Origin of the sequence: Amorphoplanes digitatis (genome assembly GCF_014205335.1) — a bacterium.
Classification (GTDB): Bacteria; Actinomycetota; Actinomycetes; order Mycobacteriales; family Micromonosporaceae; genus Actinoplanes; species Actinoplanes digitatus.
Genome location: NZ_JACHNH010000001.1, coordinates 7,481,292 through 7,501,211, shown reverse-complemented (window position 1 = coordinate 7,501,211; position 19,920 = coordinate 7,481,292). Strand labels below are relative to the sequence as shown.

General features: G+C 66.2%; 19 protein-coding genes and 1 tRNA gene. 13 read left to right on the top strand and 7 right to left on the bottom strand.

Translation table 11 applies throughout. The annotated features are described in order from the left end of the window. Positions 1-64 precede the first annotated feature (64 nt). Positions 65-2,653, top strand: a complete 2,589-nt coding sequence (gene rph, locus BJ971_RS32910) for a rifamycin-inactivating phosphotransferase (RefSeq protein WP_184997057.1) — start codon at positions 65-67, stop codon at positions 2,651-2,653. Positions 2,654-2,670: 17 nt separating this feature from the next. Beyond that, positions 2,671-3,384: a VOC family protein gene (locus tag BJ971_RS32905; RefSeq protein WP_184997056.1), complete on the top strand. Its 714-nt coding sequence runs from the start codon at positions 2,671-2,673 to the stop codon at positions 3,382-3,384. Positions 3,385-3,436: 52 nt separating this feature from the next. On the opposite strand, the gene BJ971_RS32900 is transcribed toward BJ971_RS32905, so the two are convergent. The 3 genes from BJ971_RS32900 to BJ971_RS32890 form a co-directional block, all read right to left on the bottom strand. Beyond that, positions 3,437-4,183, bottom strand: a complete 747-nt coding sequence (locus tag BJ971_RS32900; RefSeq protein ID WP_184997055.1) for an LPXTG cell wall anchor domain-containing protein — start codon at positions 4,181-4,183, stop codon at positions 3,437-3,439. Positions 4,184-4,614: 431 nt separating this feature from the next. Continuing rightward, complete coding sequence (locus BJ971_RS32895) at positions 4,615-7,203, bottom strand: Hsp70 family protein (RefSeq protein WP_184997054.1); 2,589 nt, start codon at positions 7,201-7,203, stop codon at positions 4,615-4,617. A gap of 542 nt (positions 7,204-7,745) precedes the next feature. Beyond that, a complete protein-coding gene (locus BJ971_RS32890) occupies positions 7,746-8,012 on the bottom strand; it encodes a hypothetical protein (protein ID WP_184997053.1) in 267 nt (88 codons plus the stop codon). Positions 8,013-8,726: 714 nt separating this feature from the next. On the opposite strand from BJ971_RS32890, the gene BJ971_RS42570 reads away from it, so the two are divergent. The 9 genes from BJ971_RS42570 to BJ971_RS32840 all read left to right on the top strand — a co-directional run bounded on the left by BJ971_RS42570 (position 8,727) and on the right by BJ971_RS32840 (position 15,691). Beyond that, positions 8,727-8,888 (top strand): Imm1 family immunity protein, encoded by a 162-nt coding sequence (locus tag BJ971_RS42570; RefSeq protein ID WP_184997052.1) that lies wholly within the window; start codon positions 8,727-8,729, stop codon positions 8,886-8,888. A 528-nt stretch (positions 8,889-9,416) separates the two neighbouring features. Continuing rightward, positions 9,417-10,622, top strand: coding sequence for an ABC-three component system protein (locus BJ971_RS32875; RefSeq protein WP_184997051.1), 1,206 nt, complete (start codon positions 9,417-9,419; stop codon positions 10,620-10,622). Between the two features lie 14 nt (positions 10,623-10,636). Continuing rightward, positions 10,637-11,146, top strand: coding sequence for a three component ABC system middle component (locus BJ971_RS32870; protein ID WP_275411419.1), 510 nt, complete (start codon positions 10,637-10,639; stop codon positions 11,144-11,146). Between the two features lie 5 nt (positions 11,147-11,151). Continuing rightward, positions 11,152-13,140 (top strand): DUF3732 domain-containing protein, encoded by a 1,989-nt coding sequence (locus tag BJ971_RS32865; RefSeq protein WP_184997046.1) that lies wholly within the window; start codon positions 11,152-11,154, stop codon positions 13,138-13,140. Positions 13,141-13,337: 197 nt separating this feature from the next. Continuing rightward, positions 13,338-13,556, top strand: coding sequence for a hypothetical protein (locus BJ971_RS32860; RefSeq protein WP_183227787.1), 219 nt, complete (start codon positions 13,338-13,340; stop codon positions 13,554-13,556). Next, complete coding sequence (locus tag BJ971_RS32855) at positions 13,540-14,058, top strand: DUF6879 family protein (RefSeq protein WP_184997044.1); 519 nt, start codon at positions 13,540-13,542, stop codon at positions 14,056-14,058. The genes BJ971_RS32860 and BJ971_RS32855 overlap by 17 nt, the downstream gene beginning before the upstream one ends. Then, positions 14,039-14,890, top strand: a complete 852-nt coding sequence (locus BJ971_RS32850) for a helix-turn-helix domain-containing protein (RefSeq protein ID WP_184997042.1) — start codon at positions 14,039-14,041, stop codon at positions 14,888-14,890. Before BJ971_RS32855 ends, BJ971_RS32850 begins: the two co-directional genes overlap by 20 nt. A 214-nt stretch (positions 14,891-15,104) precedes the next feature. Beyond that, positions 15,105-15,365, top strand: a complete 261-nt coding sequence (locus BJ971_RS32845; RefSeq protein WP_184997040.1) for a hypothetical protein — start codon at positions 15,105-15,107, stop codon at positions 15,363-15,365. A gap of 86 nt (positions 15,366-15,451) precedes the next feature. Next, positions 15,452-15,691 carry a hypothetical protein gene (locus BJ971_RS32840; RefSeq protein ID WP_184997038.1) on the top strand — a complete coding sequence of 80 codons (240 nt, stop codon included), beginning with the start codon at positions 15,452-15,454 and terminating at the stop codon, positions 15,689-15,691. 260 nt (positions 15,692-15,951) lie between these two features. On the opposite strand, the gene BJ971_RS32835 is transcribed toward BJ971_RS32840, so the two are convergent. Together BJ971_RS32835 and BJ971_RS32830 are read right to left on the bottom strand one after the other, a co-directional pair. Further along, entirely contained in the window at positions 15,952-16,335 is a 384-nt protein-coding gene (locus BJ971_RS32835) for a hypothetical protein (RefSeq protein WP_184997036.1), read from the bottom strand. Further along, on the bottom strand, positions 16,332-16,529 hold the full coding sequence (locus BJ971_RS32830; protein ID WP_203709778.1) for a hypothetical protein: 198 nt from the start codon (positions 16,527-16,529) through the stop codon (positions 16,332-16,334). Before BJ971_RS32830 ends, BJ971_RS32835 begins: the two co-directional genes overlap by 4 nt. Before the next feature lie 169 nt (positions 16,530-16,698). On the opposite strand from BJ971_RS32830, the gene BJ971_RS32825 reads away from it, so the two are divergent. Next, positions 16,699-17,391: a hypothetical protein gene (locus tag BJ971_RS32825; RefSeq protein ID WP_184997034.1), complete on the top strand. Its 693-nt coding sequence runs from the start codon at positions 16,699-16,701 to the stop codon at positions 17,389-17,391. Continuing rightward, on the top strand, positions 17,388-18,590 hold the full coding sequence (locus BJ971_RS32820) for a tyrosine-type recombinase/integrase (RefSeq protein ID WP_184997031.1): 1,203 nt from the start codon (positions 17,388-17,390) through the stop codon (positions 18,588-18,590). Before BJ971_RS32825 ends, BJ971_RS32820 begins: the two co-directional genes overlap by 4 nt. A 90-nt stretch (positions 18,591-18,680) precedes the next feature. Here BJ971_RS32820 and BJ971_RS32815 read toward each other — a convergent pair. Continuing rightward, positions 18,681-18,756: transfer RNA gene (locus BJ971_RS32815), tRNA-Arg, on the bottom strand. 69 nt (positions 18,757-18,825) lie between these two features. Continuing rightward, positions 18,826-19,833: an alpha/beta hydrolase gene (locus BJ971_RS32810; RefSeq protein WP_184997029.1), complete on the bottom strand. Its 1,008-nt coding sequence runs from the start codon at positions 19,831-19,833 to the stop codon at positions 18,826-18,828. Positions 19,834-19,920 lie beyond the last annotated feature (87 nt).

The following is a 19,920-nucleotide window of genomic DNA, read 5'->3' as shown; positions in this document are numbered from 1 at the left end:
GCGCAGTGGTGGGCTTGCGGCAAGGCCCGCGAGGAGGCGCAGAATCGTCGGCTGAGGGGGCTCAATGATCGAGCAATACGTGTTGGATCTTCAAGAGGTCGGCGAGGCGCACGTCGCGGTCGTCGGTGGCAAGGGCGCGCACCTGGGTGAGCTGTCGCGCATCGATGGCATCAACGTGCCGGCCGGCTTCTGCGTGACCACGGACGCCTTCCGGCGGGCCATGGCGCAGGCGCCGTCGATCGACGATCAACTGGATCGGCTGTCGCGGCTGGACCCCGACGCCCGGGACGAGATCCGCGCGCTCAGCGCGGAGATCCGCCAGGCGATCGAAGGTGCCGGCGTCCCCGACGACGTGGCGACGGCGGTCACCGGTGCGCTCGACGGGCAGACGGCCTACGCCGTCCGGTCCAGCGCGACGGCGGAGGACACGCCGACGGCCTCGTTCGCGGGCCAGCAGGACACGTACCTGAACGTCGTCGGCCCGGCGTCGATCCTCGAGCACCTCGGCCGGTGCTGGGCGTCGCTGTTCACCGAGCGGGCCGTGATCTACCGCCTGCGCAACGGCGTCGACCACCGGAAGGTGCACATGGCCGTCGTCGTGCAGCAGATGGTCTTCCCGCAGGCGGCCGGCATCCTCTTCACGGCCGACCCCGTCACGGGCAACCGGAAGGTCACCACCGTGGACGCCGGCTTCGGACTCGGCGAGGCGCTGGTCTCCGGCCTGGTGAACCCCGACGTCTTCACGGTGCGCGACGGCCAGATCGTCGCCAAGACGGTCGGCGCCAAACGGATCGCCATCCACGCCCAGCCCGCGGGCGGTACGCGGGAGGTGGCGATCGACCCGTCGCGGCAGGAGCAGCCCGCGCTGACGGACGCGCAGGCCGTGCGGCTGGCGCGGCTCGGGCGGCGGATCGAGGCGCACTTCGGCCGCCCGCAGGACATCGAATGGTGCCTGATCGACGACGACTTCCGCATCGTGCAGAGCCGGCCGATCACCACGCTGTTCCCCGTACCCGAGATCGGCGACGCTGAGAACCACGTCTACATCTCCGTCGGCCACCAGCAGATGATGACCGACGCCATGAAGCCCCTCGGCATCTCCATGTGGCAGCTCACGGCCATGGCGCCGATGCACGAGGCCGGCGGGCGGCTGTTCGTCGACGCCACCAGGCTGCTGGCCGCGCCGGCAAGCCGCGCCGGCTTCATGGAACTCGTCGGCAGGTCCGACCCGCTGATCAGCGACGCGCTGGAGACCATCCTCGACCGCGGCGACTTCGTCCCGGCGCTCACCGACGCCGCCCCCGTCCGGCCGCCGCTGCACGGCGGGTCCGGCCAGATCGAGACCGATCCGGGCATCGTCACCGAGCTGATCGAACGCGCCCGTACGTCCACCGCCGCCCTGCGGCACGACATCCGGTCGAAGACCGGGCCGGCGCTCTTCGACTTCCTGCTGGAGGCGATCCAGGAGCACAAGCGGGTCCTCAGTGACTCGCTGAGCATTCAGGCGATCATGGCGGGCATGGAGGCCACCTGGTGGCTCAACGACCGCCTGGCGGAGTGGCTGGGCGAGAAGAACGCGGCCGACACGCTCACGCGGTCAGCCCCCGACAACGTCACGTCGGAGATGGGCCTCGCGCTGCTCGACGTCGCGGACGTGATCCGCCCGTACCCCGAGGTGGTCGCGTTCCTGCAACGCGTCGAGGACGAGGGCTTCCTGGACGAACTGCCGAAGCTCCCGGGCGGGAGCGAGGCGCGCGACGCCATCGAGACCTACCTCGACCGGTACGGCATGCGCTGCGTCGGCGAGATCGACATCACGAGGCCGCGCTGGAGCGAACGCCCCACCACGCTCGTGCCCCTGATCCTCGACAACGTCGAGCTGTTCGAGCCGGGCGCCGCCGCGCGCCGCTTCGAACAGGGCCGGCAGGAGGCGCGGGACAAGGAACAGGAACTGCTGCAACGCCTCCGCGCCCTGCCGGACGGCGAGGCGAAGGCCGACGAGACCAAACGGATGATCGACCGGGTCCGAACCTTCATCGGCTATCGGGAGTACCCGAAGTACAACATCATCAGCCGTTACTTCGTCTACAAGCGCGCCCTGCTGGCGGAGGCCGAGCGCCTGGTGCGGGCCGGGGTACTCGCGGCGAAGGAGGACATCTTCTACCTCACGTTCCAGGAGTTGCACGACGTCGTACGCACCAACCGGTCCGACGATCGGCTCATCCGGGAGCGCAAGGAGGCGTTCCGGGCGTATCAGGCGCTCACGCCGCCCCGGGTGCTCACGTCCGACGGCGAGGCCATCGTCGGCGCGTACCGGCGCGACGACGTGCCGGCCGGCGCCCTGGTCGGCCTGCCGGTCTCCGCCGGAACGGTGGAGGGCCGGGCCCGCGTCATCCTCGACATGGCGGAGGCCGACCTCGAGGCCGGCGACATCCTGGTCACGGCGTACACGGACCCGAGCTGGTCACCCCTGTTCGTCGCGATCACGGGCCTGGTGACGGAGGTCGGCGGCCTCATGACCCACGGCGCGGTGATCGCCCGGGAGTACGGGTTGCCGGCCGTCGTCGGCGTGGCCGATGCCACCCGGCTGATCCGCGACGGGCAGCGGATCCGCGTACACGGAACCGATGGGTATATCGAGATCCTGCAGTGACACGGCAGGATCGGGGTATGACCGGCACACTGCGGGCCGTGGCGCTGGACGCCCCGGACATCGACCGACTGGCCTCGTTCTATGAGCAGCTCGCCGGCTGGCGACGCGTATACGGCGGCGATGACTGGATCACGCTGACCACCGATGACGGTTGGCGGATCGGTCTGCAGCTGGCCACCGACCATGTGTCTCCCCAGTGGCCGGACCCGGACCGGCCGCAGCAGGCCCACCTTGATTTCCGGGTACCGGACATCGACGAGGCGGCCGAGCGTGCCCAGCAGCTCGGCGCCACCCTGCTGCGCCGCAACGAGCGATGGCACACGCTGGCCGACCCGGCCGGCCACCCGTTCGACCTGTGCCTCAACCCGGACGACCCGCGGACCACCCTGATGGCCGTGATGCTCGACTGCCCTTCCGCGAAGACGCTGAGCCACTTCTACGCGGAACTACTCGGCAAGCCGGTGACGTACGAGGCGGACGGCGTCGCCATGATCGGCGAGGAGGGTGCGCAGCCGGTGATGTTCCAGCAGGTGGAGCAGTATGTTGCGCCGCGCTGGCCGGATCCGGCGTACCCGCAGCAGCTCCACCTCGACGTGACCGTCCGGGACTTCGACGCGGCGGAACAGAGCGCCGTAGCCCTCGGCGCCACCCGCCTGGACGGCGGCGGCCCGAACTGGCGCGTCTACGCCGATCCGGCCGGCAAGCCGTTCTGCCTCGTGCGGACGGACTAAGGCGTGTTTCGTAACTGGGGTCGGGTCCAGTTACGAAACACGCCCTGGGTGCTCAGGCCTCGAACCGGGTTCGCCGGCGGCGGGCCAGGAGGAATCCGCCGACCAGGAGGGCGACGCCGCCCGCGATGAGACCGCCGGTCGCCGGGCCGGTGATCGGAAGCCGGACGTCGTCGTCTTCCTCCCCCGCCGCCTGAGCCGACGGTGAGGCGCTGGGGATCGCGGCGCTGCTGCTGGGCGGGGTGGCGCTCGGCGTGCCGGTGGGGGCGCCGGTCGATGGCGGCGGCCAGGCCTCCACCCTCACCGGCCCGCTGGCGGTGACGGTGATGTCGTCGATCCAGAAGGTGACGGTCATGGTGGCTGTCCCGGGCTTGGTGGTCGGGCCGGCGTATACGCCGAGTCGGTAGACCTCGTAGAGGAAGTCGAAGTCCGCGGTCTCCGGCTTGCCTGCCTTGAAGGCCCAGCCGCCCAGGTCGGTGCAGGTCATATCGCCGCGCTCGATCCGGTCGCACGGGGTGCAACATGCTCGGATGCGGGACAGGTAGAGCCCGTTGTCGACCGTGATGCGAGCCTTGATGTTGGTGGCCGTGTAGTCCTCGCTGAAGGTGACGGTCGGCTGGAGCACGAGGTTGGAGTCGTCCTCCTGCGGCGGCACGAGCACCGTCCGCTCCGGCGTGGTCATGTCCGGAAGAACCATCGTGACCTCAGGCTGCGCGGCCTGGGCCGGAGTCGGCACGGCGGCGAGCAGCGAAGCGGTCACGGCCGCGGCGGCGAGCAGCCGGCGGGCAAACGCGAACAGCATGTCTTTCTCGTACCTCCCCGTTGAATGAACATGATCATGCTCATCGATCGGGGATCTTAGCTGAGTGCAGTGGTCGTCCCGCCGCGATGGCCGCCGGAGGCGATCTCCGGGTTGCAGGGCGGAGAGAGTCCCAAACCTGGGCCGCGGCCCAGGACTCACGCCCGCATGCCTGTCCACCGCTATTGAGTGGAGCTGCTGGCGGCGTGCGGGCCGCCGCAGCCGGCCGTGGTCGCGGACGGCCCGTACGGCCTCGCGTTCGGCGGCGCCTGGGATCCGCAGCTGCCGTCCGTGAACCCCGAGGACGGTGACCTTCCGCCGCGACGGCGACATCGTCGCGGTCATGGTCGTCGATTCGGGGCAGGGCATCATCCGGCAGCTCTGACGGCGCGGGAGACGGGCGTTCCGGCCCGTCGTCCGCGTGCGGTCGGGCCTCAGCAGGTCAGCGTGATCCGGGCGAAGCGGGCGCGGAACGGGGTGGGCTTCGCGCCGAACTGGGCCCGGTTGAGTGCGGACACGCCGACCCGCACGGTCTGCGGCAGCGTCGTCATCGAGACGGTGGCCAGGTCGGAGAACTCGGACGTGTCGAGGGAGCGCCAGGAGCCGGTGATGGTGTTGCCCGTCCGGGTCATGCGCAGGACGAGCCGGGTGGCCGTGGTCTCGATCGGGTTCTGGTTGGGCAGCGGCCCGTGTACCCGCGTGTGCTTGCCGTTGTCCTTGTACTCGAAGCCCACCGTCCCGGTCTTGCCGAAGGCGCGCTCGATCCGTACGTAGCTGTTCGGGCCGTTCCACAGCAGCAGGCCGGCGCCCTGGTAGAACACGGACGGGGTCACCTCCAGCATGGCCTCCAGGACGAAGTCGCCGGTGGCCGGGCGCAGCAGCATCGGCGCCGTCATGTAGGAGGTGAAGATGTCCGCACCCTCCGGGGCGTCCATTTCGGCCATCCCGTTGCTCACGATGATCGACGCGTCCCCCCGGGTGCGTTCCCAGGCGGGGTCCACCGCGGTGCCGGCGAAATCCTCGTCGAAACCGCAGGCCAGGGCGCTGACGGTCGGCGACGGGGCGGCGGCCGGGTGGCCGTCGGCGCGCAGCAGCCGTACGGCGATCGGCACGCTGGCGGCGATCAGCAGGACGGCGGCGGCCGCGACCAGGATGCGGATGCGACGCCGGCCCCGGCCGGGAGCGTCGGGCGGTGGCTCGCCCGCCGCGGCGGGCGGGGCCGCGGAGAGGGGCTTGGCCGGAGCCGTACCGCGGGGCGGCGTCGCAGTCTGCGCCATCCCACGCGGCGGCGTCACCTGCGGGAGCGCCGGAGCCGACGCCATCCCACGCGGGGGCGTCGCGGCCAGGGGCGTCCCGTCCGGTGGCGTCCCGTGCGGTGGCGTCCCGTGCGGTGGCGTCGGAGTCGGAGCCGTCCAGCGCGGGGGCGACGAAGTCGGCGGCGCCACGCTTGGGGTCGTCGCAGCCTGCGGCGGCGTCACAGCCGGCGCCGTCCCCCGTGAGGGCGTCGCGGCTGGCGGCGTCCCCCGTGAGGGCGTCGCGGCTGGCGGCGTCCCCCGTGAGGGCGTGGCGGCTGGCGGCGTCCCCCGTGAGGGCGTCGCGGCTGGCGGCGTCCCATGTGGAGGCGTCGTGGCCGGCGGCGTCGGAGTTGGTGCCGTCCAGCGCGGAGGCGACGCCGCAGGCGGCGTCACCTGCGGCGCCGGCCGGGCCGGCGGCGTCTCGCGCGGGGGCGGCTGAGCCGGCGGCGTCTCGCGCGGGGGCGGCTGAGCCGGCGGCGTCTCGCGCGGGGGCGGCTGAGCCGGCGGGGCGGGGAGCGGCAGCAGTTGGGTCAGCGGCTCGGCGATCCGCAGCGGCACGGTCGGCGGCTCGGCGGTCCGCAGCGGCATGGTCGCCGGCTCGGGCGACGATGGCGTTGACGGTGGGGAGGCCGGCGGTGCCGGGGTGGGCGCGGCCGCCCGGGCCGCGGCCGGCGGCACGGGCACCGGCGCCGGGACGAGGGCGGTGAGCCGGGCCGCGCCCAGCGCGATGCTGTGCTCCGGGTTGGGGTCGACCACGACCGGCCGGCCGAACGCCTCGCCGACGAGGGCGCCCGCCAGCGGGATCCGCGACGACCCGCCGGCCAACAGGACCGCGCGCAGCCGCTCCGGGGCGACGCCGGCCGAGCGCAGCGCGCGGCCCAGCGAGCGAACCGTCTCCTGGAGCGCCGGCTCGATCATCGCCTCGAACTCTTGCCGGGTCAGCCGCACCCGGGTGTTCAGACCGGGCAGCGCCACCCGGATCATCACCTCGGTGTCGAAGGAGAGCGCCTCCTTGGCCTCCACGCAATCGCGCCGCAGCTGGGCGAGTGCCGGCACCAGGTCGGGGTCGTCACCGGTAAGCCGGTCGGCCGGCAGGATCTGGGCCACGTGCTCGAAGACGGCCTCGTCGAAGTCGACCCCGCCCATCTGCTCGATCCCGTCGGGCGTGCCGAGCAGCTCGAACCCGTCCGCGGTGCGGCGCAGCACGGCCGCGTCGAAGGTGCCGCCGCCCAGGTCGTAGACGGCCACTATGTCGCCGTCGTCCATGTGCTCGCCCGCCGCATACGAGGCCGCGGCCGCCTCGGGCTCGCTGCGCAGCACCACCCGTGGCGCGTCGGCCAGGCGGGCCGCCTGTTCCAGCAGGTCGCGCTTGAACGGACCCCAGTTCGCCGGGCAGGTGAGCACCACCGAACCGGGCGGCCCCTGCTCGTTCTTCGTGGCGACCGCCAGCACGTGCTCCAACTGCCGGGCGAGCAGCGCGTGCGCCGGATAGGGCGAGCCGCCGATCAGCAGCGGCACCGGGTCGCCGACCCGCCGCTTGAACTCGCGGGCCAGCCGCCCCGGGTCCTCCGCGCCGCGGCGCACGGCCGGCTCGCCGACCAGCACCGGCCCGCCGGCAGGCAGGAAGATCACCGACGGGATCTCGGGACGCCGGCCACCGAGCCGGAGCACCTCCACGCCACTGCCGCGCCGCACGGCCGCCGCGGTCCAGGTGGTACCGAGGTCCACGCCCAGCCCGTACACCGGCCTCCTCCCGTTCGCGCGCCCGTGTGGGCCGGCAACCAGCATCGGCCGCGGCATGGGCACCGACAAGGCCGCAGGCGACGGATGCACCAAAGGCTGCACCGCCGCACACCGCGTTGACGATAGTCGATGTGTGGCGGCCGGATGTGTCACGGGTCAGTCATGCCGCAGCAACTCAACGCAATCGATGCCGACTAATGTGGCCGGAGGTGCCATGCGCCGCGCGCCACGACTGTCCAAGTTGGCCGCCTGCTGCGCGGCGGCCGTCTCGCCGCGCGCCGTCGTCCGCCTCGGCGGCCGGTCTCGAACCGGTGGCGGTGCCGAGCGAAGCTGGCTGGCTGAAGTGATGCCTGCTGAACCCGACTCGGAGATGAGGGTGACAAACTCACCCGTGGCCGACCGGCGGGCTGAGATGGGGTTTGGAGATCTGTGGTCAGGGATCGGGACTGGCCGTGATCGGCCTTCGCCGTGAGTGGACTTGGGCACCAGCGTCCGGGCTGATCCCGTGCAGCTCGTACCGCGTGGGGCTAGGTGCGGATCTCGCTGAACAGCCCAGCTACGAGCGCACCCAGGAGCAGGGTAGCGAAGAGTGCCACCAACACTCTGCGACGCCATCTATGTTGCGCGGGCTGGTGGGCGAAGGCGTCAGCCAACTGCTCGTAGCCTGCTACGGTGCCTGCCGGCGACAACCAGCTCGTCTGCTGCACCTCGGGCAAAGGCGGCGGGTCGGAGACGTCCTGTGTCTCGTAGAGAGGTTCGATCCGCGGCGGCAGCTTGCGGAATCGGTTATCCATGCCCGTCACTGTCGCATGCGACGGCAAGGTAGGGCACACCGAACGGCGCCGTTAGGGAATGGGCCGGGGATATCGCGGGCCGGGTCGGCGCCGAGCGGGTTCGGCAGAGCTATCGGCTGCTGTCTCAGATCATGGCCTCGGCGGTGGACAAGGACATGATCCCGGTGTCGCCATGTCGCCATGTCGCCATGTCGCCATGTCGCCATGTCGCCATGTCGCCATGTCGGCGTGTTCGGCTGCCTCGGACTCCCGAGGGTGACTGGCGACGCATGGGAGCTGGGTGGCCGACTCGCACGGCGTGATGACGGCCGCTCGTAGGCTCGGGCAGGCCAATGCGAGCGTCACGACCAGGCACTACGCCCGGCCGATCGATGAGCGGGACGTCCAGGTCGCGAAGCACCTCGACAAGCTGGGCACCAACCGAGCATCGGGCACGGAAGCCCGAAAGGCGGATCCGTGATCGGCGATCGATGCGGTGAGCTGGCGCGCCCGGCAGGATTCGAACCTGCGACCGACGGAGTAGGAGATCCGCCGGGTGCGCCTGATCATCGTGCTTCACCGACCATCACCCTGAGCAGCCAGAAGGTCGCTGCGGTCCAGTGGTCGAGTCAGCCAAGATCATGTCAGTTCATCAGCGATGATGCGGATCATGGGTAACAACGTCGGTAACGTCGGGCACAGCGCTCGCAAGCGTCGAGTGGACAAACGCGCACGTTGTTGCAGCGTTCGCAGTCGCGTTGCAACCGCGTCGTCGACCTCGTGGTGTTCCACTACTACGGGCACTGGTCGGAGTTTCCTCCATCGGCTGCGGTGCCGATAGCGGACGCGGTCGAAGCAGTTCGCTACTTCTGCGAGCATGGCAAACTTCCACGCTGATGAACTGGGTCGAGGTGTAAGCCCTCCGCCTCGAAGCTGCCTGGGCCCCGGCGTCCTTCCTGCCTCGGCGGTATCCGGCAATGTTAGTCAGGCGAACAAGACTCGCTTACGAAGTAGATCGAAGCCGGCTGGGCCGTACATCTGCCGCTTGATCGTCTTAATCTGGTTGACGCTGCCCTCGACCGGTCCGGCGCTGAAGGGCAGGCGTGAGCCCGGCGGTGACCGCGGCGAGGGTCGGCGGTCGGGCCGACGGGTCCTAGTACGTAGCCGACTAGTACATAGCCGATCACGTTCCAGCAGGCTTTTCCAGTCACGCCTCAGACCTTGCACATAGACCGCGACGGCGCGGATCGCTGCTTCCGTAGGATCGTCCAGCAAGTTCCTGGCGGGTCTTGCTGTTAGCCGGGCTGCGTGACGGCCGTCCCGCAGATGAGTCAGCCAGACCTGACCCGGGCTAAGATCGCGACAACATGCTGCGGCATCAAGGTTCCTGGACCTGGCCGGTCGTTAGGGTGCAGACTGGGTTACATGTCGTCCGGGGAGCACAACGCCTCTGGAAGCATGGTGGGCTACCTCTACCAGGCGGATTGGTGCCTGCTTGAGTTGATCAGGCGTGGCCCTGATCGACCGGATCTCGCAATCAGCCTCGAAATGCACGACGACGTTGCTTGGGACGAAGGCGGGACGCCTCGCGAGCTTCTACAGACCAAACATCATCTGAACTCCAATGCGGGCCTGGGCGATAAAGACAAAGACCTTTGGAAGACGGTTCTTGTTTGGATCAATGCTGGTAGCCCCGGGGATTCACACGGGCCAAGGCTAGGTCTGGTGTCGACAAGTGTTGCGGCGGACGATAGCGCTGCTGGTCTCCTTCGTCCTGATGAGCGTAGGAAAGCCGACGAAGCGCTGCGCCGACTCGATAAGGCTGCGGCGGAATCGACCAACGAGGTTACCAAAAAAGCTCGGGAAAAGTACCTGGCTCTGACTCCTGCGGAACGTGGCGCGTTCGTGGAAAGAATTTTCGTTCTTGACGGAGCTCCTCGAATCGGCGATGTTGAGGCGGAGCTTCGTAAGGCGCTGTGGAACGCCCTACCTACTGACCATGAGGACATGTTCATGGGGCTGGTATGGAAGTGGTGGCATGGAGTTTCCTTAGACATGCTTCAGGGGAGGCGTTCGGGGATCACTGCGGCGGCTGCGAGGGCCGAAATTGCCGGCATTCGCAACCGCTTCGGAGATGATGATCTGCCAACTACGGTGGAGTTGGCAGACGTTGATACGGAGGGCGTGCTTCTCGCGCACGAAAATAGTCCGTTCGTGCATCAATTGCGCTGGGTCCGGTGTAATTCGATCAATCTCCGTAAAGCAATAATCGACTATTATCGAGCTGTTGAGCAAACCGTTGATTGGGTGGACGACGATCTAATTGGACTGCATGAACTCAAACGATTCGAGGAGGAATTGCGTGACGAGTGGGGGCGTCATTTCGCAGACATGGTTGAGGACCTCGGCGAGAATGCTAGCGATGACGACAAGATCGCAGTTGGCAAGAACTTGCTCCGTCAGTTGAGAGACTCGACGTCCGTGAGTGTTCGCCCGAAGTACAATGATGCCTTCTTCGCGCGTGGTAAAAGGCATGAACTAGCTGACCGTGGCAGCTTGGGATGGCATCCTGACTTCCAGTCTTTGATGGAAAATCTACTGATCTCGACGGCTCGTCAATCGCAGGCTTAGCGCTAGGTGTAATTGTGACGCATTCGGAGGTTGATGCGCCGGCGTGGGCTCTGCGACCCTCTATACCCGCGGTAATGCTAAATCCTGCCCTATTCGCCGCACTTGCGGCGGCGGCCGCAGAGGAGTACCAGCGTCGGTCCGGGCACTACATGCCTTGGTACATGTCCTTCTTGGTTGCCCCATTGGTGCTTCACCGGAGCACTCGGGAGGTATTACCGCGAGATACCCGAACCCACATGGCCAACTGGGTGAGCAGTCATGCCGTGATCATCGCTGGTTTCCCGGCCAGGGCGCGCGAGCTGGTTGGCCCGGTGCAGGAGGGTATCCGGTTCGGCCTGCGGCATGAGGTCTTCGAGATTGATCAAGATGGCGGGCTCAGAGGAGCGCTGTCGGAGAGCGCGCGACCGGAGCACGCTAGCGGTGACTTGTCCGCGTTAATCCGTGCCGCTGGACTCGTCGGCAGGTGGCTGACCAAATTGGACCAGCCGGCTACAGCCTTTGCACTGCTGGGTGTGACACCCTAGTTACCGTGCAGCTCTTGGCGATTGTTCTCTACAGCAGACGCGGTCAGAAGAGGGTCGTCGGCTTCAAGCCGGGTGCTCTCAACATCGTTACAGGCGAGTCGCAGACTGGTAAAAGCGCTCTAGTAGCAATCACGGACTACTGCCTGGGGCGCGACGAGATCATGGTTCCCATCGGCCGCGAGTTCGCGACGGTGGCTTGGTACGGGGCGCTGTGGCAACTCGACGGGGGGAGAGCTTTCGTCGGCCGCCCGGCTCCTGCTCCTGGAAGGGCTTCCTCAACGGTCGCCATGCTTGAATTCGGAAGCGATCTCGATGTTCCCGACTTTGAGGATCTGGCACCCAACACGGATTCGACCTCTCTCCGGCAGCAGCTTAGTCGGAGGATCGGAATCGAGGAGCATCTTGCGGAGCCTCCGCCGGGGTCTCTTCGTCGAGCTTTCGAAGTCGGCATGGGGCAAGCAGCTTTGCTTTGCCTTCAAGATCAAGATGAGATTGACAGCTCGCAAGCGCTCTTTCATCGAGCCAGTGACAGAGCAATCGCGGACTCGATTCGCGACGCTTTTCCCTACTTCCTAGGGGCGGTTCCTCAGGATCAGGCGGTCAAGCATGCTCAGCTGAGGGACGCGCGCCGCGCATTGAGCCGGCTGGAAGCTCAGGTCCGGGCGGCTGAACTCAGAAGCGCGAACCTCGATGCTGAGCTCCGGGCACTACTCAATGAGGCTTCAAGCGTGGGGTTGGTGGGTGAGTCCACGCTGCCTGACGACCGCGCCGCCATGATCCTCTTGCTCCAACTGGCGCGCGTTCGTCCTCTTACCGAACCTGCGCCATTGCCTGATACGGATCAGCAGGATCGTCGTTTGGCACTCGAACGGCGTAGCCGTGAATTGCATCGACTGCTGAAGAAGGTGATGTCTGATCGAGCGCTCCTTCTCGACCAGCAAGATGGGCAAAGCGGCTATCGCAATGCCGTCGAGTTGCAGGTGGGGCGCCTGCAAAGCTTAGGTCTCCTCGACCTTTTGCCGCCTGATGACGAAGCTGGTGAACATTCTGTATCGGAGCAGGCAAGCATTTGCCCTGCGTGCAACAGCTCCTTGATGGATGGCCGAGATCGTACGAATGTGGATCTCGGGCACAGCCTTCGTTTCCTGCGGAGTCAGCTTGGTGATCTAAGAGCTGCGCCGCCTGCGCGACGGGGCGCTATTGAACGCTTGGAAGCGGAGGTTAGTCGTCTGAGGGACGAGATCTCCGCTGTCGATGGCGCGCTGGAAGGACTTCTTAACTCCGCCCGAATCAACGAAGATGTTCCGGTCAGTGCCGTCGACTTCACGCGAGGGCGCATTGATGCTTCGCTGGCTAGGATCGAAGCGCTCGATGAGCGAGAGATGATCATTCTCCGTTCCAGACTGCTTGACGCTGAGCGTAGGGTGCTGGCACTTGAAGCTGAACTGGATGATGATCAAGACCGGGAAGAGCTGACATCAAGGTTGTTGGCTATCAGTCGAGACATGACTTCCTACGCTAGGTACCTACGTCTGGAGCACTCAAGTGAGAATGTTCGTTTAGAGCTGTCCCGGCTCACGGTCGTCGCGGATACTGAGGAGGGCCCCGCGCCGCTGTTTAGGATTGGCAGTGGGGCAAACTGGGTCGGCTACCACCTCGTTACGCATCTTGCTTTGCATAAGTATTTCGTGCGTCAGAGCCGTCCGATACCAAGATTTTTAATTCTCGATCAACCGAGTCAAGCTTATTACCCGTCGGCCGCACGGGCAGGAGCGCAAACACGGGACGCGGATCCGGAAGCCGTAAAGCGCCTTTTTAAGTTGATTTTCGATGTGGTGGAATCTCTTGAGGGCAGACTTCAGGTGATTGTTATAGATCACGCCGACGAACCTGATGAATGGTTTGACCGTTCGGTCGTGCACAACTGGCGCGATGGTGAGAAGCTCATTCCCGTGGAATGGCTAGATGCGGTTGCGGATGAAAGTTCCTCGTAGAAGATTTGCCTGGTGGGGGTATGACCCTTTCGGGCGTTCTAGGGAGACCGCCGCGTGATAGCACCTTGAAACCCGCCACGGTTTCAGAGTCGTCGCCAAAACGTGATAGCCGATCCTGAAGACTTGACGGTGCGTAGTGATGCATTCACGATGGAGAGCGCGCAACACCTCGCAACCTTCGAGACAGGGAGTTGGCCGTGCGCCTAACCTTCGTAGCCAAGGACCCGAACTCCAACCCGACGAACTCGCCAACGCTCTACCGGACTGACCGGGGTAGCTGGCTGGTACAGGGCTTCGTGGTGACCGATCCCGAAGCGCTGGCGGAGATGGACATTCCGGAGGGAGAGTCTGTGGTCGAGATCCCTGACAGGATGATCCAGTTCTTCACCGAGGAGGGCCGTGGCGTCGCTGGATGAGGCGGAGTTTGACCGCCTGCTCCGCACCTTCGAGAGGTCGTCAGACCACCTGGAGACGCGTGACGCCTACGGAACCGAGATCGAGATTCCGTACATGGCCAAGTGGGCGGCTCAGGAACCGGATGACCTGCGCTGGCTTGACGACTGGTGCGCCACCCTGCGGAGCCATGTGGCCGCGGGTAAGACCGTCCGTCGGGCGCGAGTTATTTCTGAGCCGCTGAGCGACTACCAGCGATGGAGCTTCAGCATCGCCGACCCTATGGTCGACGCTGGTGAGGACATCCGCTGGACTCCCCGCTCGCTGGTGTCATCGCTGGCTCTACCAGGTAATGACTTCTACTTATTCGATGATCGGCTTGTGGTCTTCCTGCTCTACACCGGCGGTGGACTGAACGCCGGCATGGAGGCCTCGACCGACCCTACTGACGTCAACCTCTGCCGATCCGCCTTCGACGCGGTGTGGAAGCTCGCGATCCCGCATCGTGACTACGAACCCAAGTAGCTCCGGCAAGCAAGCGCAACAGGCGCTTGGCGCCCGACTCCGTGAGATCCGCAGAGACGCTGGACTCACGGGGCGGGCGCTGGCTGCTGCAACGGGTCAGCACTACACGAGGGTGAGCAAGCTGGAGAACGGTGTTCAGCAGCCGACCTCCGAGGACATCCGGGACTGGTGCCGAGCCTGCGGGGCGGATGCCGAGATTCCCGACCTCCTCGCGACGCTTCGGGCCGTCGAATCGGCGTACGTGGAGTTCCGTCGGCAGGCGCGGGCTGGGATGAAGCGGGTGTTGGGCATCCGTGCTCCCACGCTCTACGAGGAGACGAGCCTGTTCCGGATCTACGAGCACAATGTGATTCCCGGACTTTTCCAAACGCCCGACTACTGCGCAGCCATGCTGTCGTTTTGGAGCCGCTTCCTCGATGCTCCCAACGACCTGGAGGAGGCGGTCGCCGTCAGGATGGAGCGCCAGAGGATCCTCTACCAACGAGGTAGACGGTTCGCCGTCGTCCTGGAGGAGCAGGCGTTGCGCATCTGGTTCGGCGACGCTGACACCCAGGCAAACCAGCTCGATCGCCTGCTGACCGTCATGTCGTTGCCGACCGTGGCGCTCGGTGTGATCCCGCTGATGGTCGAGCGAGGAGCCGTACCGTCGGCGGGCTTCTGGATGTTCGACAACCAACTCGTGGCCTTGGAGACGCCCACGGCGAGCATCGAGGTCACCCAGCCCAGTGAGATCGAACTGTATGGGCGGATGTTCGAGAACCTGCATCAGGTCGCTCTGTACGGGAGGTCGGCCAGGGACTTGATCACCCGAGTTGCGAGCGAGTTGGGCTGACGCAACTATTCGCAACTTCGTGGACCCGTGAGATCTCGCTTACCTAGCGTCTATCCCTGTTGCCAATGAGGGATGTGACCCATGGTGTTGGTAGTCGCAGTGGCCTCGCTGGTCGTCGGGTTCGTCGGCGGCGTGCTCAGCTTGAAGGCCAAGAACAAGTGGTGTCCCGGTTGCGGGACAAGCCTGGCCTGTCTCGCCTGCGGGGAGGTGAACAGTGGAGCGCCGCGTCTCGCCCGCGAAGCGTGAGGTCTCGCCCGGCGTCGTCCTCAAGGTGAGTGTCATGGGCGGCTACTCCGTCGAGCGAGACGGCGATTACATCGGCTGGATACATGCCAGCATCGGCGACCGATGGAGCGCCTACGTGAGACGTCCCGGAACCAGCGGGGACCTTCTGGGTAGGTATACCCAAGACGATGCCGTGAAGGCCATCGTGACGGCCTGGGACGCGGGCGTAGTCCTCCCGAACGGACGCTGAGCATGACGGAGAAACGGGAGTATCCGCCGGCCGTGCTCGTGCACTCTGAATCGTGCCCCGACGTGGAGACTCTCCGCAGGCGAGGCATGACCTTGATCCCGATGATCACTCCGGCCATTGCTCACACCTACCCGAACGGCAGGATGCACAACTGCTACCACTTCACGTTGCAGAGTCGCGGCGTGGTGGAGACGGTGCAGTACCCGCCACATCGGTACGAAGAATCGACAGTCGTGTACGACGACGCGTCCATGCCGTTGTGCGCGGTGTGCATGGGAACACATGGAGTCCTCGATCGGCTGGTCCTGCCGCCAGGTGTGCGCTGACCGCTGAGGGCGCGGTGTCCAGGTTGAGGTCAACCAAGGCGAGGGCGGAGCCCTCGATGTTGAGACTTTCCTGATTCGGGGCGCAGCCCCGAGATAGCTGGCATCCCGAGACTTCGCCGCTCGTCTGTTCTGCCGTTGAGAGAGAGTAGAGAAGCCGCTGACGTTTTCCCAGCTCACAGCGTTTTGGGTTGTTGCTGGTGACCAATCGTGTTGGTTCAGCAGGCCGACGTTTGCTCGGAAAGTTGGGGACTCAGCTCAGGTCATTCAAGGTCGTGGACTGAGCACCGCCACCGATCCTTCGTCGACTTCTGGAAGATGTGATGACGAAGCACGAGGCAACGGGCCTTCGACTCCGGGGCGATGAGACCGCGACTCTTGGCCTCCCTGATGGCTGCTGAGACGCTGTCGCGGCGGCAGGCCAACACCTCGCCGGCGTCGGTGACATTGCCCAGGATTCGGGCAAGCTCGCCGACCCGGAGTTCGGCATGGCCGAGGGCGTTCATCTTGCCCATGGCGGCGAACAGAACACGGATGTGGAGCGGTCCGGTGCTCGGCTCTCCGGCCAACTTGTACATCTCGTTCTGCGAGAAGGCTGCCCAGGGGCTGCCTCCCGCGAACACGATCTTGCGGTACGGATCGGTCACGCGCTGACTCCCGCCACAAGCGCCTGCTCTTCGTAGGCCTCGATGTCGATGAGTCGATAGAGAATGCGTCCGCCCAGTTTGAGGTAGGTGGGTCCGATGCCGGCGCTCCGCTGGTTCGCGAGATGCCCGGCGGTTACGGACCAGCGGAGCGCCAGGTGGGCCGGGGTGAGGTGGGTGGTGTGTTGCTGTGACACGCGGCGGAACTCCCGTTGGTGAACGAGCGGATGGATGTACGCATGTCTCTCCTCTGGGTGTCTGGGCTGAGCCTGGGTGATCCACGACGAAGTTTAGCGGGAGATAGTGAAGGTGCCAACAAGCCATAACGGTTATGGCGGGTTGTCGATATCTGGTAATCTCGTGATCATGAGTAGAACCCCCTCCAACGTGAGCGAGGCGTTGGCGATGGCACCGGAGTCCGCTGGGTCGGCCGTCTGGCTCGATGCGAGCGGACAGGAAGCGCTCACGGTCCATCGTCACGACGACGGTCACCAGGACTGGCTCGTAGCGTTCCGGCTGACGGCGTCGGGCGACACCTTCGGAGAATGGCGACCGGTTGAGTTCGCCGTCCGGCAAGCCGTTGAGGCCGACACCCCGGCCATGTCGAGCAAGACCATCCGTGCGATGCCCATCGGCGAACTGCTGGCCGCCTCCAGGAAGGCGCTGAGTGCTCAGCTCGGAGCCCGTGAGGGCGTTCCTGGCCTGCGCTTGATCAGCCCGTCTGCGACCCGTCTAGCGCCGTTCCTGGAGGACGCGCGTGGGCGGCAGGCTCGTGACGATGTGGCGTATGCCGGCCTCGCTCTTGAGTACGCATTCCTGGTTCAAGACGGCGACCGCGCACCCGCCAAGACGCTTGCCGCCCAGCACGGCGGAGTGAGCGGCACCTGGGCAAACCGCATCGCGGAAGCGCGACGGCGGGGCCTGCTCACTGCGGTCAAGCCGGGTGAAGCCGGTGGCGGGATGACCGACAAGGCGATGAAGCTGCTCAACCCGGCGTGGTCGCCAGACGCTGACGCGTTGATCGATGCCCAGATAGCTGAGATGGAAGGTGATGCATGAGCAGGCGAGCGCTTGGCCTCGGTGAAAACGGGGAGATCGAAGCGAGCCCGCAGGTGCGGGACGAGGCGGGCAAGTGGAAGCGAGCGCCGACGCCTCGTCGTGCGGACCGTTGGCGAGCTCGTTGCTACTACCGGGGCTATGACGGAGTCGTGAAGGAGGTGTCCCGGTTCGCATCGACGAAGCGGGCGGCCATCCAAGCCGTTGAGGCAGCCTTGGCAGAGCGTGAACGCGGTCACGTCGAGATGACCTCGGGCATGAAGCTGACGGCGGCAGGCGAGCTGTGGCTTGCTCAGATCAGGCGTACCGACTCCGGTCTGAGCCCACGGACCATTCTCGACTACGGCCGGACTTTCACTCGCTACATCGACGTTCCAGGTTCAAGCATCCGTGGCCTGACGCTCGCGCAGACGAACGATCCGCAGCGTCTCCGGGCGTTCCTCCAGGCGGTGGCGGACAAGCACGGGACCGGGGCGTCGAAGATCAGTCGGAGTGTGTTGTCCGGCATCTTCGGGTTCGCGATCGACAACGGCACGTTGGCGACCAACGCGCTTCGCCAGATCCGGGCGGTCAAGGCGCAGGTCGTCAAGACGCCGGTTCGGGAACGTGACACCACCCGCGCGTTGACCAGGGACGAGCGAGACCACGTCATCGCCTACGCGGACAAGCTCACGCTGTCGGAAACAATCAATCCCCGCACCCGGCGGAAGCGTGAAGCTGTCGCGGACCTGATGGCGTTCATGGCCGGAACCGGCGTACGGATCAACGAGGCGAGGGCTGTTCGCTGGGATGACCTCGATCTGGAGGCCGGAACGGTTCACGTGCGCGGCACCAAGACGCGCGGTTCGGACCGGAGGCTGAATCTTCCTCCCTGGCTTAACGGGCGGCTGAAGGTGCGGGCGGAGCGGTTGGGGACCAACGGGTTGGTCTTCAGCTCTCCGCACCACCTGAACGAGCCGGAGCGGTTGTGGGACCAGAGCAACTCCGCCAAGGCGCTCGCTCGCATCTTCCTCGGCAGCGGGTTCCGTTGGGCTACGCCGCACACCCTTCGCCGTACGGTCGCGACGATCCTCGACCAGTCCGGCGTACCGATCGCGAAGATCGCCGACCAACTCGGTCACACCGATCCGGCCATGACCGCACGCGTGTACCTTGGCCGTGACCTCATGGGCGACAAGGCGGCGGTCGCGGCGTTCCTCTGACGCAGGAACGCCAAAGTAGGTAACAAAACAGGTAATCGGGGCTTGAGGTAGAGCATCGTCAGATGCGCTCGCCCTGGTAGATCGAAGTCATGGCGCGCCCGGCAGGATTCGAACCTGCGACCGACGGATTAGAAGTCCGTTGCTCTATCCGCTGAGCTACGAGCGCCTGACCTGCCCACAGGGTGGGCTGGCCTGCACATACTAGAGTTTCGCCGCCGCCCGGTCGAGCGGGATGTCAGTGAGTCGCCACGTCCGCTTTGTCCTCCGGGGCGGGCGGTACCGAGACCTCCGGCGTGCCCTGCGGCGGGACGAACGCGTCCACCCATCTGCCCAGCTCGCGGAAGACCTCCGTGCGGACGTCCTTGCCGGAGAGCGTGAGGTCGTGCAGGCCGCCGTCGAATCGGGCGATCATCACCCGTGGTCCGAGGCGCGGCGCCCAGCGCACGATGTGTTCCACGTCCAGGACCGCGTCGGAGACCCGGACATCCTCGGTCCAGTCGCGGCCGCGGAAGGTCCGGGTGGAGCAGGCTACGAGCACAGGTGCGTCGATGGACAGCCCGGCGCGCAGGCGGGCCTGGCCGCGCCGGATCGCCTCGAGCCATCCCGTACGCACGGGAAAGCCGTTCAGCGGCTTCCACGCGAGGTCGTACGTCCACTCGCCACGGTAATCGCTGTGCAGACTCTGTCCGTACAGGCCGAGGGTGGGGACGGGCACCGCCCGGTAAGGCCTGCGGCCGGCCCGGCCGACGATCTTCATCAGTGGCCTGCGTAGCAGCCACGGCACATTGAAGTCGAAGAACGGGCTGTTCAGGAACAGGCCGTCGACGAGGCCCTGACCGCTGCGGGAGTGTGCCCAGAGCGACGTGACCAGGCCGCCGGTGGAGTGGCCGGCGACCAGCAGCTGGTCGTGGCCGTCCACCTCGCGGATGATCCGGACCGCCTCGTCCAGTTCCGGGTAGTAGTCGGTGAGGCTGCGGCAGAAGTTGGGCGTCTGGTGCTCGAGCAGGCTGCGGCCGTACTTGCGTAGGTCGAGCGCGTAGAAGTCCCAGCCCCGTTCGACGAAGAAGTCGGCCAGGTGGGTCTGGAAGAAGTAGTCCACGAATCCGTGCACGTAGAGCACCGCGCGGCGCGACGGGGTGTCCCCGCGGCGGCGGACGAGGGTCGCGATGACTGCGCCCTCGTCGTCGGTGCCCAGGTCGATGGTGTGTCGCTCGTACGGCAGGCCCAGGACGTCGGTCTCCACGCCGCTAGGTTACCCACGCGTAGGGTTCTTGGCGCTATACCAAAGCCGACCGATCTTCAGTGGTTTTCCACATTCTGCCGTTGTCCA

What these genes read in the sequence shown, in the direction of transcription:
- BJ971_RS32820 (WP_184997031.1), top strand. Translation starts at nt 17,388, where the DNA reads ATGAGCAGGCGAGCGCTTGGCCTCGGTGAAAACGGGGAGATCGAAGCG.
- BJ971_RS32840 (WP_184997038.1), top strand. Translation starts at nt 15,452, where the DNA reads ATGACCTTGATCCCGATGATCACTCCGGCCATTGCTCACACCTACCCG.
- rph (WP_184997057.1), top strand. Translation starts at nt 65, where the DNA reads ATGATCGAGCAATACGTGTTGGATCTTCAAGAGGTCGGCGAGGCGCAC.
- BJ971_RS32900 (WP_184997055.1), bottom strand. Translation starts at nt 4,183, where the DNA reads ATGCTGTTCGCGTTTGCCCGCCGGCTGCTCGCCGCCGCGGCCGTGACC.
- BJ971_RS32905 (WP_184997056.1), top strand. Translation starts at nt 2,671, where the DNA reads ATGACCGGCACACTGCGGGCCGTGGCGCTGGACGCCCCGGACATCGAC.
- BJ971_RS32825 (WP_184997034.1), top strand. Translation starts at nt 16,699, where the DNA reads ATGAGTAGAACCCCCTCCAACGTGAGCGAGGCGTTGGCGATGGCACCG.
- BJ971_RS32890 (WP_184997053.1), bottom strand. Translation starts at nt 8,012, where the DNA reads ATGGATAACCGATTCCGCAAGCTGCCGCCGCGGATCGAACCTCTCTAC.
- BJ971_RS32875 (WP_184997051.1), top strand. Translation starts at nt 9,417, where the DNA reads ATGTCGTCCGGGGAGCACAACGCCTCTGGAAGCATGGTGGGCTACCTC.